At 72.3% G+C, this 13,543-nt stretch carries 17 protein-coding genes; 10 read left to right on the top strand and 7 right to left on the bottom strand.

Annotation, left to right across the window (positions count from 1 at the left end):
- Nucleotides 1-90: 90 nt before the first annotated feature.
- On the top strand, nt 91-762 hold the full coding sequence (locus tag ACFPYL_RS15090; protein ID WP_379155816.1) for an IspD/TarI family cytidylyltransferase: 672 nt from the start codon (nt 91-93) through the stop codon (nt 760-762).
- Here ACFPYL_RS15090 and ACFPYL_RS15085 read toward each other — a convergent pair.
- Entirely contained in the window at nt 749-1,300 is a 552-nt protein-coding gene (locus tag ACFPYL_RS15085; protein WP_379155813.1) for a 2-C-methyl-D-erythritol 4-phosphate cytidylyltransferase, read from the bottom strand. The two genes, ACFPYL_RS15090 and ACFPYL_RS15085, sit on opposite strands and share 14 nt — an antisense overlap.
- Nucleotides 1,301-1,362: 62 nt before the next feature.
- Nucleotides 1,363-1,848 (bottom strand): CarD family transcriptional regulator, encoded by a 486-nt coding sequence (locus ACFPYL_RS15080; protein ID WP_056151458.1) that lies wholly within the window; start codon nt 1,846-1,848, stop codon nt 1,363-1,365.
- A gap of 223 nt (nt 1,849-2,071) precedes the next feature.
- Between ACFPYL_RS15080 and ACFPYL_RS15075 the strand changes: the two genes are divergently transcribed.
- From ACFPYL_RS15075 to ACFPYL_RS15065, 3 genes are all read left to right on the top strand, one after another.
- Nucleotides 2,072-2,962 (top strand): UbiA family prenyltransferase, encoded by an 891-nt coding sequence (locus tag ACFPYL_RS15075; protein WP_379155810.1) that lies wholly within the window; start codon nt 2,072-2,074, stop codon nt 2,960-2,962.
- Between the two features lie 76 nt (nt 2,963-3,038).
- Nucleotides 3,039-3,581, top strand: coding sequence for a hypothetical protein (locus ACFPYL_RS15070; protein ID WP_379155808.1), 543 nt, complete (start codon nt 3,039-3,041; stop codon nt 3,579-3,581).
- Nucleotides 3,581-4,324, top strand: a complete 744-nt coding sequence (locus ACFPYL_RS15065; protein WP_379155805.1) for a phosphoglyceromutase — start codon at nt 3,581-3,583, stop codon at nt 4,322-4,324. The genes ACFPYL_RS15070 and ACFPYL_RS15065 overlap by 1 nt, the downstream gene beginning before the upstream one ends.
- Nucleotides 4,325-4,418: 94 nt before the next feature.
- On the opposite strand, the gene phoU is transcribed toward ACFPYL_RS15065, so the two are convergent.
- Complete coding sequence (gene phoU, locus ACFPYL_RS15060; protein WP_379155802.1) at nt 4,419-5,075, bottom strand: phosphate signaling complex protein PhoU; 657 nt, start codon at nt 5,073-5,075, stop codon at nt 4,419-4,421.
- A 121-nt stretch (nt 5,076-5,196) separates the two neighbouring features.
- Between phoU and ACFPYL_RS15055 the strand changes: the two genes are divergently transcribed.
- The 4 genes from ACFPYL_RS15055 to ACFPYL_RS15040 all read left to right on the top strand — a co-directional run bounded on the left by ACFPYL_RS15055 (nt 5,197) and on the right by ACFPYL_RS15040 (nt 8,422).
- Nucleotides 5,197-6,345 (top strand): sensor histidine kinase, encoded by a 1,149-nt coding sequence (locus ACFPYL_RS15055; RefSeq protein WP_379155799.1) that lies wholly within the window; start codon nt 5,197-5,199, stop codon nt 6,343-6,345.
- The gene (locus ACFPYL_RS15050) at nt 6,342-7,019 is read left to right on the top strand and encodes a response regulator transcription factor (protein ID WP_056151442.1); all 678 of its coding nucleotides are present in this window, start codon (nt 6,342-6,344) and stop codon (nt 7,017-7,019) included. Before ACFPYL_RS15055 ends, ACFPYL_RS15050 begins: the two co-directional genes overlap by 4 nt.
- 89 nt (nt 7,020-7,108) lie before the next feature.
- Complete coding sequence (locus ACFPYL_RS15045) at nt 7,109-8,050, top strand: DMT family transporter (RefSeq protein WP_379155795.1); 942 nt, start codon at nt 7,109-7,111, stop codon at nt 8,048-8,050.
- A gap of 18 nt (nt 8,051-8,068) precedes the next feature.
- Nucleotides 8,069-8,422 (top strand): DUF1304 domain-containing protein, encoded by a 354-nt coding sequence (locus ACFPYL_RS15040; RefSeq protein WP_379155793.1) that lies wholly within the window; start codon nt 8,069-8,071, stop codon nt 8,420-8,422.
- On the opposite strand, the gene ACFPYL_RS15035 is transcribed toward ACFPYL_RS15040, so the two are convergent.
- The 3 genes from ACFPYL_RS15035 to ACFPYL_RS15025 form a co-directional block, all read right to left on the bottom strand.
- Complete coding sequence (locus ACFPYL_RS15035; protein WP_379155790.1) at nt 8,387-8,905, bottom strand: type III secretion system chaperone family protein; 519 nt, start codon at nt 8,903-8,905, stop codon at nt 8,387-8,389. The two genes, ACFPYL_RS15040 and ACFPYL_RS15035, sit on opposite strands and share 36 nt — an antisense overlap.
- Complete coding sequence (gene mshA / locus ACFPYL_RS15030) at nt 8,902-10,137, bottom strand: D-inositol-3-phosphate glycosyltransferase (protein ID WP_449289719.1); 1,236 nt, start codon at nt 10,135-10,137, stop codon at nt 8,902-8,904. The genes ACFPYL_RS15035 and mshA overlap by 4 nt, the downstream gene beginning before the upstream one ends.
- 99 nt (nt 10,138-10,236) lie before the next feature.
- Nucleotides 10,237-10,566 (bottom strand): hypothetical protein, encoded by a 330-nt coding sequence (locus tag ACFPYL_RS15025; protein ID WP_379155788.1) that lies wholly within the window; start codon nt 10,564-10,566, stop codon nt 10,237-10,239.
- Nucleotides 10,567-10,631: 65 nt separating this feature from the next.
- Between ACFPYL_RS15025 and ACFPYL_RS15020 the strand changes: the two genes are divergently transcribed.
- The gene (locus ACFPYL_RS15020) at nt 10,632-11,378 is read left to right on the top strand and encodes an SDR family NAD(P)-dependent oxidoreductase (protein WP_379155786.1); all 747 of its coding nucleotides are present in this window, start codon (nt 10,632-10,634) and stop codon (nt 11,376-11,378) included.
- Between the two features lie 121 nt (nt 11,379-11,499).
- Entirely contained in the window at nt 11,500-12,189 is a 690-nt protein-coding gene (locus tag ACFPYL_RS15015) for an aspartate/glutamate racemase family protein (RefSeq protein ID WP_379155783.1), read from the top strand.
- 63 nt (nt 12,190-12,252) lie between these two features.
- On the opposite strand, the gene ACFPYL_RS15010 is transcribed toward ACFPYL_RS15015, so the two are convergent.
- Nucleotides 12,253-13,542 (bottom strand): protealysin inhibitor emfourin, encoded by a 1,290-nt coding sequence (locus ACFPYL_RS15010; RefSeq protein WP_379155782.1) that lies wholly within the window; start codon nt 13,540-13,542, stop codon nt 12,253-12,255.
- Nucleotide 13,543: the final 1 nt, after the last annotated feature.

Raw genomic sequence — 13,543 nt, 5'->3', positions numbered from 1 at the left:
GCGCGGCGCGTCAAGCACCTGTTTCGCCATGTAACAGCCGTGAAAACACTTGCCGTTCCTGGCACCCGTCCGGCTCCGTAGACTCCGCGGGTGCCCGCCGCCGTCGTGATCCTCGCCGCCGGGACCGGGTCGCGCGTCGGGGCCGGGTCCAACAAGGTGCTGCTGCCGCTCGGCGACCGGCCGGTGCTGGCCTGGTCGGTCCGCGACGCCGGCGCCCTGGACGACGTGGCCCGCGTCCTCGTGGTGGTCCGCGCGGGCGAGCAGGAGGTCGTGGCCGCCGCGCTGCAGCCGCACCTGGGCGAGGCCGAGGTCGGCCTGGTCGAGGGCGGAGCCACCCGGCACGCCTCGGAGGCCGCGGCGCTCGAGGCACTCGCCCCGGCGATCGGGTCCGGCGAGATCGACGTCGTCGCGATCCACGACGGCGCCCGACCGCTCGCCGGCCCGGAGCTCTTCGCGGCCACGATCGTGGCCGCGCGCGAGCAGGGTGGAGCGATCCCGGTGGTCCGCCTGCCCGGCCTGCTGTCCCGCGACGGCCGCGCGCTGCCTGCCGAGCTCGACGGCGTGCAGACCCCGCAGGCCTTCCGGGCCCGCGACCTGGTCGCGGCGTACGCCGCAGCTGCGGCCGACGGCTTCGAGGGCACCGACACCGCTGCGTGCTGGGCGCGCTACACCGACCTCCCGGTCGCCGCGGTCCCGAGCACCCCCGCCAACCTCAAGATCACCTTCCCCGAGGACCTGGTCCTGGCGCTCAGGCTTGCGTGAGGGCCTCGAGCACGCGCAGGTCCTCGGTCGAGCCGACCCGGCGCGCGGCCGGTGGCGCCTCGACCAGCTCGACCGGGTAGCGCCGCCGCAGGGCGTCGACCAGCGCCACGAAGTCGGTGCTCGGCAGCCCGTCGAGGGCCGCGACCACACCCGGAGGGAGCACGACGGGCGACGCGACGGCCACCAGCCCGTCCCGGTCGAGCGTCTCGCCGACCACGCCGTCGTCGACGACCTTCACCGTGTCGGTCACGGGCCGGACCCCGACGACCACGCAACCCCGCTCGACGGCGCGTGCGAGGCAGTCGGCGATGAACGCCGGCGGGGTCATCGGGCAGAGCGGGTCGTGCAGCACGAACGGCTCCCCGGAGTCGACGAGCCCCTCCCACGTCGTCCCCAGGTCGACCGGAGTCACTCCCGCCTCGCCCAGCGCCCAGGACGCCGCGGCGACGAGGGACTCACCGTGGATCAGCGCGTAGGGCAGATGTCCCCGGTCGTCGTCGATCACGGCCCCGAGCGCGGGCTCCACCTCGTCGTCCACGTGCCGACCCTACAAATGCGTCGAGCCCCCGGACCGTGGGGTCCGGGGGCTCGACGTACGGATCAGGAGGCGAGGACCTCGTCGAGGAGGGCCTCGGCCTTGTCCTCGTTCGTGTGCTCGGCGAGCGCCAGCTCCGACACCAGGATCTGGCGAGCCTTGGCGAGCATCCGCTTCTCGCCTGCCGACAGGCCGCGGTCACGCTCGCGGCGCCACAGGTCGCGGACGACCTCCGACACCTTCATCACGTCACCGCTGTGCAGCTTCTCGAGGTTCGCCTTGTAGCGACGCGACCAGTTGGTCGGCTCCTCGACGTGCGCGGCCCGCAGGATGTCGAACACCCGGTCGAGCCCGTCCTTGTCCACGACGTCCCGGACCCCGACCAGGTCGAGGTTGCAGGCGGGTACTCGCACCACCAGGTCCTGCTGGGCGACAATCCGTAGTACGAGGTACTCCCGGTCCTCTCCCTTGATGGTCCGCATCTCGATGTCCTCGATGATCGCGGCCCCGTGATTCGGGTAAACAACCGTTTCGCCGACGGTGAAAGTCATATGTGAGGTACCCCTTCCTAGGTGAGGATTCTAACACGCCCTCCCTGAGGACCTGACATCGTTTGTGCAGGTCAGGGGCACAATCCGGGCTTGACAGAACCGCGTCGGGTGTGGTGGCCGACCCTCCGCGGACGGGCCCGGCGACCCTCCTCGGGACATTCCGTGGACAGAAGCGGGCCCGGAAGAGGCATACCCACGCGACGCCTGGTCGATACTGCGAGGTATGTCGCCCCGCCTGCGCCGACGGAGCACGGAACCGGCCGAAGAGAACGCCGCTGGGACCGGTTCCACCGCCACCGCCACCGAGTCCGCGCCCACCGAGCCGGCTCCCGAGCCCACGCCTGAGCCGACTGCCGAGCCGGCTCCTGCCCCCGCCCCGGTCGCCACCGGCCGCGAGCGGCGGCGCACGCTCGCGCACACCACCCCGGTCCTGCTGCTGCGGGCCTCCCACCCGCGCCAGGCGGCCCTCACCGGCGCCGGCATGGCCGTCGCCGCCGCGATCGCCGGCCGGCCCGGGCGCGAGGTCGGGCTGGTGCTGGTGACGGTGCTCGTCGGCCAGGCCGTGCTCGGCTGGCACAACGACCTCGTGGACCGGCGCCGCGACGCCCAGCACCTGCCGAGCGGCAAGCCGATCGCCGACGGCTACCTGGACCCGGGCACCACCTGGTTCGCGCTCGGCTGCGGCGTCCTGCTCCTGGTCCCGCTCGCGGTCTCGAACGGCGTGACCGCCGGCTGCCTCTACCTCGCCTCGGTGGGCATCGGCCTGCTGGGGAACCTGATCCTGCGCAAGAGCTGGCTCTCCTGGGTGACCTGGGCGGCGTCGTACGCCCTCCTCCCGGCCTTCCTGTCGTACGGCGGCTGGGGAGGCCAGGCGACCGGCAACCCGCCCGCGACGGCGATGGTCGCGCTGGCCGCCGCGCTCGGCGTCGGCGTGCACTTCCTGTGCGCCCTGCCGGGCCTGGTGGTCGACCACGAGAACGGCTTCCGGCACCTGCCGCTGCGCGTCGCGCTGAAGATCGGGGCGACCCGGCTGCTGGTCGTCTCGCTCGCCTGGACCGGGCTCGCCCTGGTCGGGCTGCTGCTGGTCGGCAACACCGTCGGCCTGAGTCAGTAGAGCGGGTCACGGGCGCCGGCGCCCGACCGCTAGGCTGACCTCGCACCCTGTCGTCGCCACAGTGAAGGCTCTGAAGATGCAGCTTCGCCGTTCCGCTCGCCTGCTCACCGCCGCGGGAGCGCTCCTGCTCGCCGCCCCGGTGCTCGCCTCCTGCGGCTTCGACTACGCCACCGACCGGCCCTACACGCCGGGCGCCGGGACGAACCACCAGGACTCGAAGGTCGACGTGCTGGGCGCGGTCGTCGTCAGCGCCGAGGACGGCTCCGGCACGCTGATCACGTCGTTCTCCAACAACAGCGAGGACGACGACGCCTCGGTCACCGCCATCGCCGGCGCGGGCGACACCTCCGACCTCACCGTCGGCGACTTCGACCCGATCGAGATCCCGGCGGGCGGCCTGGTCAACCTGGCCGACGCCGACACCCCGGTCACCATCGAGGGCGACTTCGTGACCGGCGACTTCCTGACGCTGGAGTTCACCTTCGGCGACGGCTCCACCGCGACGGTGGACCTGCCGTCGGTCGCCGACTGCTACGAGTACTCCGGCTTGGACGCGACCGCGGAGACGGGCACGCCGCCTGCGGACTGCGAGCCCGAGCCCACCGAGGCCGAGCACTGATGACCTACACCCTCGTCCTGCTCCGCCACGGCGAGAGCGAGTGGAACGCCAAGAACCTCTTCACCGGCTGGGTCGACGTCCCGCTCAACGACAAGGGCCGCGCCGAGGGTGTGCACGCGGGCGAGCTGCTGCGTGAGGCCGGCGTGCTGCCCGACGTCGTGCACACCTCGCTGCTGCGGCGCGCGATCAACACCGCCGCCACGGCCCTCGACGGGGCCGACCGGCACTGGATCCCGGTGCGCCGCTCCTGGCGCCTCAACGAGCGCCACTACGGCGCCCTCCAGGGCAAGAACAAGAAGGAGACCCTGGACGAGTACGGCGAGGAGCAGTTCATGCTCTGGCGGCGCTCCTTCGACGTACCCCCGCCGCCGATCGACGACGCCGACGAGTGGTCGCAGGCCGGCGACGTCCGCTACGCCGACCTCGGGGCCGACATGCCGCGCACCGAGTGCCTCAAGGACGTCATCGCGCGCTTCCTGCCCTACTGGGAGTCCGACATCGTGCCCGACCTGCGCGCCGGGAAGACGGTGCTGGTCGCCGCCCACGGCAACAGCCTGCGGGCCCTGGTGAAGCACCTCGACGGCATCAGCGACGAGGACATCGCCGCGCTCAACATCCCGACCGGCATGCCGCTGGTCTACGAGCTCGACGAGGACCTGACGCCCACCGTCGCAGGCGGTCGCTACCTGGACCCGGAGGCCGCCGCCGAGGCCGCAGCCGCCGTCGCCAATCAGGGCCGCTGAGCCGCTCGTTGACATAGCCAGACACGAAACGGCCCCTCCGGATGCCCGGCAGGGGCCGTTTCGTGTCTGGCTATCCCGCCAGCCGGCAGGCAGCTCAGGAGTCGACCGAGCGCGGGTTCTCGCCGGTGACGACGAAGACGACGCGGTTGGCGACCGAGACGGCGTGGTCGGCGATCCGCTCGTAGTAGCGACCCAGCAGGGCCACGTCGACCGCGGCCTCGACGCCGTGGCTCCAGTCCGCGGAGAGCAGCTCGGCGAAGCTCGCCCGGCGCAGCTGGTCCATCTCCTCGTCGGCGTGCACGAGGGCGAGGGCGTCGTCGACGTTGCGGTCGGTGATGATCTTGGAGACCCGGCAGACCATGTCCTCGGCGACCGCGGCCATCCGCTCGATGATCGGCTGGATCTCGCCGGGCACGGCCAGGTTGGGGACGCGCAGCCGGGCGATCTTGGCGACGTGCACGGAGAGGTCGCCCATCCGCTCGAGCTCGCTGACCATCCGCAGGGCCGCGACGACCGTGCGCAGGTCGCTGGCGACCGGCTGCTGGAGCGAGAGCAGCAGGAACGCGGAGTCCTCGACCCGCTCGCGGGACCGGTCGATCTCGACGTCCGCGCTGATCACCTGCTGCGCGATGTCGGCGTCGCCGCTGAGCAGCGCCTCGGTCGCGAGCCGGACGGCGGTCTCTACTTCGCTGCAGATCGCAGCGAGGTCCTGGAAGATGCCGTCGAGCTGTTCGTGGAATGCCTCTCGCATGGCACAGACCCTATGCATCGTAGGTGTCCAGCCGGGGTTGTGACGTGAACGAGGGATGAACGTTCGGAAGCCCTGGCTCCGCGGGAGAACGCCTGCTGAATTTCCCTCGTACGATTCACCTGTGGATGCGACGACGCAGGCGTTTCTCGCCGCGCTCATCGGTGCCGTCGTCGCGGGCGGCGCGGTGCTGGCGTGGCACGTCAGCGACCGTCAGCAGCACGGTACGGCGGTCGCGACCGAGGAGCCCGTCGTACCTCCCGGGGTCGCCACCGTCCTCTCCGTGCTGAAGAGCAGCGCCGTCGTCGTCGACGACAGCGACACCGTGCTGAAGGCGTCCGCCCCGGCGTACTCCATGGGCCTGGTCCGCGGCCAGGAGCTGGTCTCGCCCGAGCTCGCGACGCTGGTCCAGCAGGTCCGCCGCGACGGGCAGATCCGCGAGACCGAGCTGGTGATGGCCCGCCCGGGCGTGCCGTCGCGGCACGTGACCGCGCGGGTCGCGCCGCTGGGCGCCCGGCTGGTGCTGGCCCTCGTCGAGGACCGCACCCGCGAGCGCCGCGTCGAGGCCGTACGCCGCGACTTCGTCGGCAACGTCAGCCACGAGCTCAAGACCCCGGTCGGCGCCATCCGGCTGCTCGCCGAGGCCGTCAACGACGCGGCCGACGACCCCGAGGCCGTGAAGCGCTTCTCCTCGCGGATGCTCATCGAGAGCGAGCGGCTCTCGCGGCTCGTGCAGCAGGTCATCGAGCTGTCCCGCCTCCAGGGTGACGACCCCCTGGAGGCCCCGATCCCGGTCTCCATCGACGCCGCGATCGACATCGCGGTCGACACCAGCGCGATCGACGCGGTGACCAAGCACATCGACGTCGTCACCAGCGGCGCCAAGGGCGTCGAGGTGCTCGGCAACACCGAGCTGGTCACCGCGGCGGTCGCCAACCTGGTGGCCAACGCGGTGTCGTACTCGGAGTCCGGCTCGACCGTGCTGGTCTCGACCAAGGCCGACGAGCACAACGTGTCGATCTCCGTGGTGGACCAGGGCATCGGGATCCCGAACGAGGAGATCGACCGGATCTTCGAGCGGTTCTACCGGGTCGACCCGGCCCGGCACCGCTCCACCGGTGGCACCGGCCTCGGCCTGTCCATCGTCAAGCACGTGGCGGCCTCGCACGGCGGGGACGTCAACGTGTGGTCAGTCGAGGGGCAAGGGTCTACGTTCACGTTGACGCTCCCCCGCTATCTCTCCACCAGGGAGAGCCAGGAGGAATACCGGTGACCCGCGTACTCGTCGTAGAGGACGAAGAGAGCTACAGCGAGGCGCTCGCCTACATGCTCCGCAAGGAAGGCTTCGAGGTCGCGATCGCGGCGGACGGCAACTCCGCGCTGGTGGAGTTCGACCGCAACGGCGCCGACATCGTGCTGCTCGACCTGATGCTGCCCGGCATCCCCGGCACCGAGGTGTGCCGGCAGATCCGGCAGACCTCCAGCGTGCCCGTGATCATGGTCAGCGCGAAGGACGACGAGGTCGACAAGGTGGTCGGGCTCGAGCTGGGCGCCGACGACTACGTCACCAAGCCCTACTCGCCCCGCGAGCTGGTCGCCCGGATCCGCGCCGTGCTGCGTCGCGGCCAGGAGCCCGACCTGGCGCCGGCGACCCTCGAGGCCGGCCCGGTGCGGATGGACGTCGAGCGTCACGTCGTGACCGTCGACGGCTCCGCGCAGCGGCTGCCGCTCAAGGAGTTCGAGCTCCTCGAGATGTTCCTGCGCAACCCCGGCCGGGTGCTCACCCGCGGCCAGCTGATCGACCGGGTCTGGGGCTCCGACTACGTCGGTGACACCAAGACGCTGGACGTCCACGTGAAGCGGCTGCGGGCCAAGATCGAACCCGACCCGGGCGAGCCGAAGTACCTCGTCACGGTCCGCGGGCTGGGTTACAAGCTGGATCTCTGACCCGACCTCCGCGAGGTCTGGCAGCGGATCGCGCAACGGCGTCCGAAAACCGCATGTCGGGTGTCGGTCCGCGTCCCTAGTCTGGGCCGGTGACCAGTACGACGACGCCGGTGGCCGTTCCCGAGGCCGAGAGCCCGCCGAGCTGGGTGCCGGTGACGGCCGTCGGCGTGACGCTGGTGCTCTGGGCGTCGGCCTTCGTCGCGATCCGGCACCTCGGCGAGGACTTCTCGCCGGGCGCCCTCTCGCTGGGTCGGACCTTGGTCGGCGCGCTCTGCCTCGGCGTGGTGGCGCTGGCGAGCCACGGGCTTCCCCGTCCGACCGGACGGCAGTGGGTCTCGCTGGTCACCATCGGCGTCCTGTGGTTCGGCGTCTACAACGTGGCTCTCAACGCCGGCGAGCGCCGGGTCGACGCCGGCACCGCCGCGATGCTGATCCAGGTCTCCCCGGTGCTCGTCGCCGTGCTGGCCGCGATCTTCCTCGACGAGCGGTTCACGGTCTACATCGGCCTCGGGCTCGCCCTCGCCTTCACCGGCGTCGGGCTGATCAGCCTGTCGTCCTCGGAGTCCAGCGACCACGACGTGCTCGGCGTCGCGCTGTGCCTCGTCTCCGCCGTCGTCTACTCGATCAGCCTGATCCTCCAGAAGCCGCTCGTCGCCAAGCTGCCCGCGATCCACGTGACCTGGCTGGCCTGCACGATCGGCGCGATCGCGTGCCTGCCGTTCATCGGCCAGCTCGTCGACCAGGCCGGCGACGCCCCGACGTCGTCGGTGCTGTGGGTGGTCTACCTCGGCGTCTTCCCGACGGCGATCGCGTTCACGACGTACGCCTTCGCCCTCCAGCACATGAGCGCCAGCAGCCTGGCCATCACGACCTACCTGGTGCCCCCGATCACGATCGTGATGGGCGTGGTGCTCCTCGACGAGGCGCCGCCCGCGATGGCGTACGTCGGGGGCGTGCTCGCCCTGGTCGGCGTCGCCGTGGCCCGCCGCAAGCCACGCACCATCGCGGAAGAGGTCTCGCCGCCCGCCTGAGTGCGTCATGCTGCGGGCATGGACGTCGTCGCCTACGTACTCGTCGGCCTGGTCGCCGCGCTGCACCTCTACTTCCTGGTCCTCGAGATGTTCCTGTGGACCAAGCCGCTCGGGCTCACGACGTTCGGCAACACGCCGGAGTTCGCCGAGGCCAGCAAGGTGCTGGCCGCCAACCAGGGCCTCTACAACGGCTTCCTGGTCGCGGGCCTCGTGTGGTCGCTGATCGGTGAGCGGTACGACGTCGCCGTGTTCTTCCTGGGCTGCGTGATCGTCGCGGGCGTGTATGGCGCCGCCACGGTCAGCCGTCGGATCCTGGTCGTCCAGGCGGTGCCGGCGCTACTCGCCCTGGTCGCCGTCCTGGTCGGCTGGTGAGTCCTCGAGCCAGCCGCGGAACGCCTCGAGGTTCTTGGTGGGCTCCCCGCGCAGCTTGCGCCACTCCCACTCCTTGCGGATCGAGCTCTCGAAGCCGAGCTCCAGGATGGTGTTGAACGACTCGTCGGCGTAGGTCAGCACCGAGCCGAGCAGCCGGTCGAGCTCGTCGGGCGTCACCGCCTCGAGCGGCAGTCGGCCGTCGAGGTAGATGTCGCCGAGCCGGTCGAGGGCGAAGGCGACGCCGTACATCCGCAGGTTGCGCTCGAGCAGCCAGCGGTAGACCCGCTCGTGCTCCTCGTCGGGCTTGCGGCACACGAAGGCGTGGATGCCGAGGGCGTGCGCGCCGACGTCGAGACGGACCGCGGTCTGGAGCTTCTTCTCGCCGGGCAGGGAGAACGAGAAGACGCCGTCGGCGGCCTCGTCGTACTCGACCTCGGCGGCGTCGAGGTGGTCGCGGATGACCTGCTTCGGGTCGGAGCTCATGCCAACGACTGTGCCATCTCGGCCCGCGCGCGGAGGTAGACGTCGAGGGTGCGCTCGGCGGTGCGCTCCCAGGAGAAGCGCCGGGCCTGCTCGAGCGCGCCGCCCTCGAGGCGCAGCCGGAGCGCGTCGTCCTCGATGACGCGGCGCAGGGCGGCGGCCCAGTCCCGCGGTTCGTGGCCGTCGACGAGGAGCCCGCTGCGGCCGTCGCGCACGACGGTGGTCAGGCCGCCGACGGCCGCGGCGACGACGGGGGTGCCGGTCGCCTGCGCCTCGGCGGCGACCAGGCCGAACGACTCGTTGTAGGACGGTACGGCGACCAGGGTGGCGGCCGCGCACCAGCGGGCGAGGTCGCGCTGGGCGACCGGCGGCACGAAGCGGACGACGTCGTCGAGGCCGAGCTCGGAGGAGAGCTGGGCGAGCGACTCGGGGTGCTCGAGGCCGCTGCCGGACGGGCCACCGACGACCGGGACGACGAGGCGGGAGCGCAGGTCCGGCTGCTGCACCAGCAGCTCGGCGACCGCGCGCAGCAGCACGTCCGGGGCCTTGAGCGGCTGGATCCGGCCTGCGAAGACCAGCACCGCCGCGTCGGCCGGAAGGCCGAGCTCGGCGCGCACCTCGGCCCGGTCGTAGGGGCGGAACACGTCGAGGTCGACGCCCGGGTGGACCACCTCGACGCGGGCCGGGTCGGCGTCGTACAGGTCGACCAGCTGGTGGGCCTCGAGGTCGGTGTTGGCGATCAGCATGTCGGCGGCCTCGACCACCTGCTCCTCGCCGATGATCCGGGCGGCCGGCTCGGGGGTGTCGCCCTCCGCGAGCGCGGCGTTCTTGACCTTCGCCATCGTGTGCATCGAGTGCACGAGCGGCACGCCCCAGCGGTCGCGGGCCAGCGCGCCGACCTGGCCGGAGAGCCAGTAGTGGGAGTGCACGACGTCGTAGTGGCCGAGCGGCTGCGAGGCCTCGGCGCGGAGCACCTCGCGGGCGAACACGCAGAGCTGGCCGGGCAGCTCGGCCTTGCCGAGGCCCTCGAACGGGCCGGCGTGGATGTGGCGCACCTGGACGCCGTCGCTGACGGGCACGACCGGCTCCAGGGTGGAGCTCGTCGCGCGGGTGAAGATGTCGACCTCGATGCCCTGGGCGGCCATCTGGCGGGCGAGCTCGACGACGTACACGTTCATGCCGCCGGCGTCGCCGGTGCCCGGCTGGTCGAGCGGGGAGGTGTGGAGACTCACCATCGCCACGCGCCGCATCTGCTCCACAGGCACCTCGGGTCTTCGCTCGGGAACTGGTCCAACCAGAGGGAACACGAACGGTCGGCAGTTGATTCCCGCGTCTCACGCGGCGTGGGTGCCCCGCGAGACAGCCGGGCGACGTACCAGCACGACGACCCCGGCCGCCAGCGCGGCCGCACCGGCCACGGCCAGCACGGCCTGGTCGTCGGCGCCCTGGCGCAGCACCTGGAGGACGGACCCGACGAAGCCGAGGAAGCAGATCCCGACCAGCACCCGCAGCCACGTGGCGCCCCGGCTGACCAGCCCCGCGCCGGCGCCGACGGCGGCGACGGCGAGGAGGACGGCGCCGACCGCGGACAGCAGGCCGACCCAGAGCGCGACCACCCAGCACAGTCCACCCAGGACAGCCGCCCCGGCCATCGCTGCACGCATGCCCACTCCTCTTCGTCCGCGGACCTCCAGCAAGGTTCCCTACCCCGATCCTCGACAATGAATCCATGACCTCCTCCCCCACCGCCGTCGTGACCGGCGCCAGCAGCGGCATCGGCGCAGCCACCGCCCGCCACCTCGCCGCGGCCGGCTACCACGTCTTCTGCGCCGCTCGCCGGGTCGACCGGATCGAGGCCCTGGCCGAGGAGATCGGGGGTACGGCGGTCGCCTGCGACGTCACCTCCGAGGAGTCCGTCGCGGCCCTGGCCGCCGCGGTCGGCGAGCGGCTCGACGTCCTGGTCAACAACGCGGGTGGTGCGTTCGGCGCCTCCCCGGTGTCGGCGGCCGTCAGCGACGAGTGGCGCCAGATGTACGAGGTGAACGTGATCGGGCTGATGCAGGTCACCCGGGCCCTGCTGCCGGCCCTGGTCGCGACCGGCGCCGGCGCGATCCTCAACGTCGGCTCGACCGCGGGTCGGATCGCCTACGAGGGCGGGGGCGGCTACACCGCGGCCAAGCACGGCACCCAGGTCGTCACCGAGACGCTGCGCCTGGAGCTGTGGGACCAGCCGGTGCGGGTCATGGAGATCGCGCCCGGGATGGTGAAGACCGACGAGTTCGCCCTGGTGCGCTTCGAGGGCGACCAGGCCAAGGCGGACGCCGTGTACGCCGGCGTAGCCGAGCCGCTGGTCGCCGACGACATCGCCGAGGCGATCACCTGGATGGTGACCCGCCCGGCGCACGTGAACATCGACGAGCTGGTGATCCGTCCGCGGGCGCAGGCGGCGCAGCACAAGGTCCACCGCCAGTCCTGAGCGCAGCGAAGGACTGACGCGGAGGAGGTCGAGCGAGCCCCGCGAGCGAGCGCAGCGAGCTCGCGACGGGCGTGTCGAGACCCATCCAGCAGACCCACGACCTTCTGACACACTGACGCCCATGCAGACGATCGGACTCGTCGGGGGCCTCAGCTGGGAGAGCAGCGCGGTCTACTACCAGGAGCTCAACCGGGGCGTCGAGTCCCGCGTCGGCGGGCTGTCGTCGGCCAGGACCGTGATGAGCTCGGTCGACTTCGCCGAGGTGACGGCGCTGCAGGAGCAGGAGCGGTGGGACGAGGTCGCCGAGATCCTGTCCGGCGCCGCCCGCGGGGTCGAGGCGGGCGGGGCGGACTTCCTCCTGCTCTGCACGACCACCTTCCACCGGGTCGCCGACCAGGTCGCCGACGCGGTCGGCATCCCGCTGCTCCACCTCGCCGACGTGGTCGCCGCGGAGTGCCAGGCGAAGGGCCTCGAGTCGGTCGGGTTCCTCGGGACGACGTTCGCGATGTCCCGCTCCTTCTTCACCGACCGGATCGCCTCGCACGGCTTGGACGTCGTGGTCCCCGACTCCGCGCACCACGAGACCCTCAACCGCGTCATCTACGACGAGCTCGTGCACGGCAAGGTGCTGGACGGCTCCCGGCGTACGGTCGTCGGCCTCATCGACGAGCTCTGGGACGCGGGCGCCGGCGGGGTCATCCTCGGCTGCACCGAGCTCGAGCTGCTGGTCCACCAGGCCGACGCCGACATCCCGGTCCTCCCGGCCACCACCCTGCACGTCGCCGCGGCCCTGGATCGCGCCCTCGCCTGACCGACCCGTCGGGGTAGTCCCCGACGTTTCTGCCCTCGGGAACGCTCCCGGCGAACCATTCCGTCAGGGACTACCCTCCGCGGGGGCCAGGACGAGGTCGGCGAGGCGGCGCAGGTCGGGGGTGAGGTGCTGCTCGGGGAGCCTGGCGCGGTCGCCGCAGAGGTCGAAGTCGTAGACGAACCGGTCGGGTTGCGGGGTGCCGCCCGCGAGCGAGCCGAGGTCGACCCGGTCGACCAGGGAGGCGACCTCCGGGGCGCGCGGGTCGTCGCCGTCGAGGTCGAGCTCGCCGCTGGCGCGCAGGCCGGCGAAGCCGCCGGTACGCCGCACGGTGACCCGCCGAGCGGCACTCGCCGGCACGGGTGCCGAAGGCGTCACGGCGCCCGGCGTCACCCCGACCGTCTCCCAGGCGGTGCCGACCGCGTCCGCGTGTGCCCCGGCCGCGGCCACCGTGGCGCCCGCGAACGCGGCGAAGTCCGACTGCGGACCGACGCCGCCGCCGGTCAGCGCGGCGTACCAGACTCGGCCCGCGCCCTCCCACGTCGAGCCGCCGATCGCGACGGCGGCGAGCTGGAAGGCCCGGTTGGGGATCCCGGAGTTGAGGTGCACGCCACCGTTGTCCTCGGACGTCGACACGTAGTCGTCGAGGTGCCCGACCTGCGGGTCACGGCCCAGCGCCGGGTCGTCGTACGCGGTGCCCGGCGCCGCCATGTCGCGCAGCGCCCTCGCGGCGATGCCGGGGACGAAGATGCCGGCGCCGATCAGCCAGTCCGCCTGGTCGGCCGACTGCCCGAGGAGCCGCTGCTTGAGGCAGGCAGCGAACACGTCGGAGACCGACTCGTTGAGCGCCCCGGGCTGGTCCTCGTAGACGAGCCCGGCGGTGTGCTCGGTGACCGCGTGCGTCAGCTCGTGCCCGAGCACGTCCACCGGCTTGGTGAAGCGCTCGAACACCCGGCCGTCGCCGTCGCCGAAGACCAGCTGGACGCCGTCCCAGAAGGCGTTGTCGTAGTCCTGGCCGTAGTGCACCGTCAGGCTGACCGGTGCGCCGGCGCCGTCGTACGACGCGCGCCCGTAGACCTCCGCGAAGAGCGCGAGCGCGCCGGTGATGCCGGTCGCCGCCTCGTCGACCGCCTCGTCCCCCGACGGCGCCGACCCGGCGGAGCGCACGACCCGTCCGGGCAGCGTCTCCGCGTGGTCGGCGGTGTGCACCGTCCAGGCCGGCGCGGTGGCGGCCAGCACCGCCTGCCGGGCGGTCACCGGCACGCCGCGGCCGGCGCGCAGCGTCGCGTCCACGGCGAGGCTCTGCGGAGCGACCCGAGCGAGCAGGTAGGGCGGCACGAACCGGCAGCGGTCCATG

Origin of the sequence: Nocardioides hankookensis (genome assembly GCF_042658885.1) — a bacterium.
GTDB classification, from domain to species: domain Bacteria; phylum Actinomycetota; class Actinomycetes; order Propionibacteriales; family Nocardioidaceae; genus Nocardioides; species Nocardioides hankookensis.
Note: the sequence above shows the minus strand (reverse complement) of the source record. Positions and strands in the feature narration are given on the sequence as shown.

Coding starts and splice junctions, on each gene's coding strand:
- ACFPYL_RS15080 (WP_056151458.1), bottom strand. CDS start 1,848: ATGACTTTCACCGTCGGCGAAACGGTTGTTTACCCGAATCACGGGGCC.
- ACFPYL_RS15075 (WP_379155810.1), top strand. CDS start 2,072: ATGTCGCCCCGCCTGCGCCGACGGAGCACGGAACCGGCCGAAGAGAAC.
- ACFPYL_RS15070 (WP_379155808.1), top strand. CDS start 3,039: ATGCAGCTTCGCCGTTCCGCTCGCCTGCTCACCGCCGCGGGAGCGCTC.
- ACFPYL_RS15065 (WP_379155805.1), top strand. CDS start 3,581: ATGACCTACACCCTCGTCCTGCTCCGCCACGGCGAGAGCGAGTGGAAC.
- phoU (WP_379155802.1), bottom strand. CDS start 5,075: ATGCGAGAGGCATTCCACGAACAGCTCGACGGCATCTTCCAGGACCTC.
- ACFPYL_RS15040 (WP_379155793.1), top strand. CDS start 8,069: ATGGACGTCGTCGCCTACGTACTCGTCGGCCTGGTCGCCGCGCTGCAC.
- ACFPYL_RS15035 (WP_379155790.1), bottom strand. CDS start 8,905: ATGAGCTCCGACCCGAAGCAGGTCATCCGCGACCACCTCGACGCCGCC.
- mshA (WP_449289719.1), bottom strand. CDS start 10,137: ATGGTGAGTCTCCACACCTCCCCGCTCGACCAGCCGGGCACCGGCGAC.
- ACFPYL_RS15025 (WP_379155788.1), bottom strand. CDS start 10,566: ATGCGTGCAGCGATGGCCGGGGCGGCTGTCCTGGGTGGACTGTGCTGG.
- ACFPYL_RS15020 (WP_379155786.1), top strand. CDS start 10,632: ATGACCTCCTCCCCCACCGCCGTCGTGACCGGCGCCAGCAGCGGCATC.
- ACFPYL_RS15015 (WP_379155783.1), top strand. CDS start 11,500: ATGCAGACGATCGGACTCGTCGGGGGCCTCAGCTGGGAGAGCAGCGCG.
- ACFPYL_RS15010 (WP_379155782.1), bottom strand. CDS start 13,542: ATGGACCGCTGCCGGTTCGTGCCGCCCTACCTGCTCGCTCGGGTCGCT.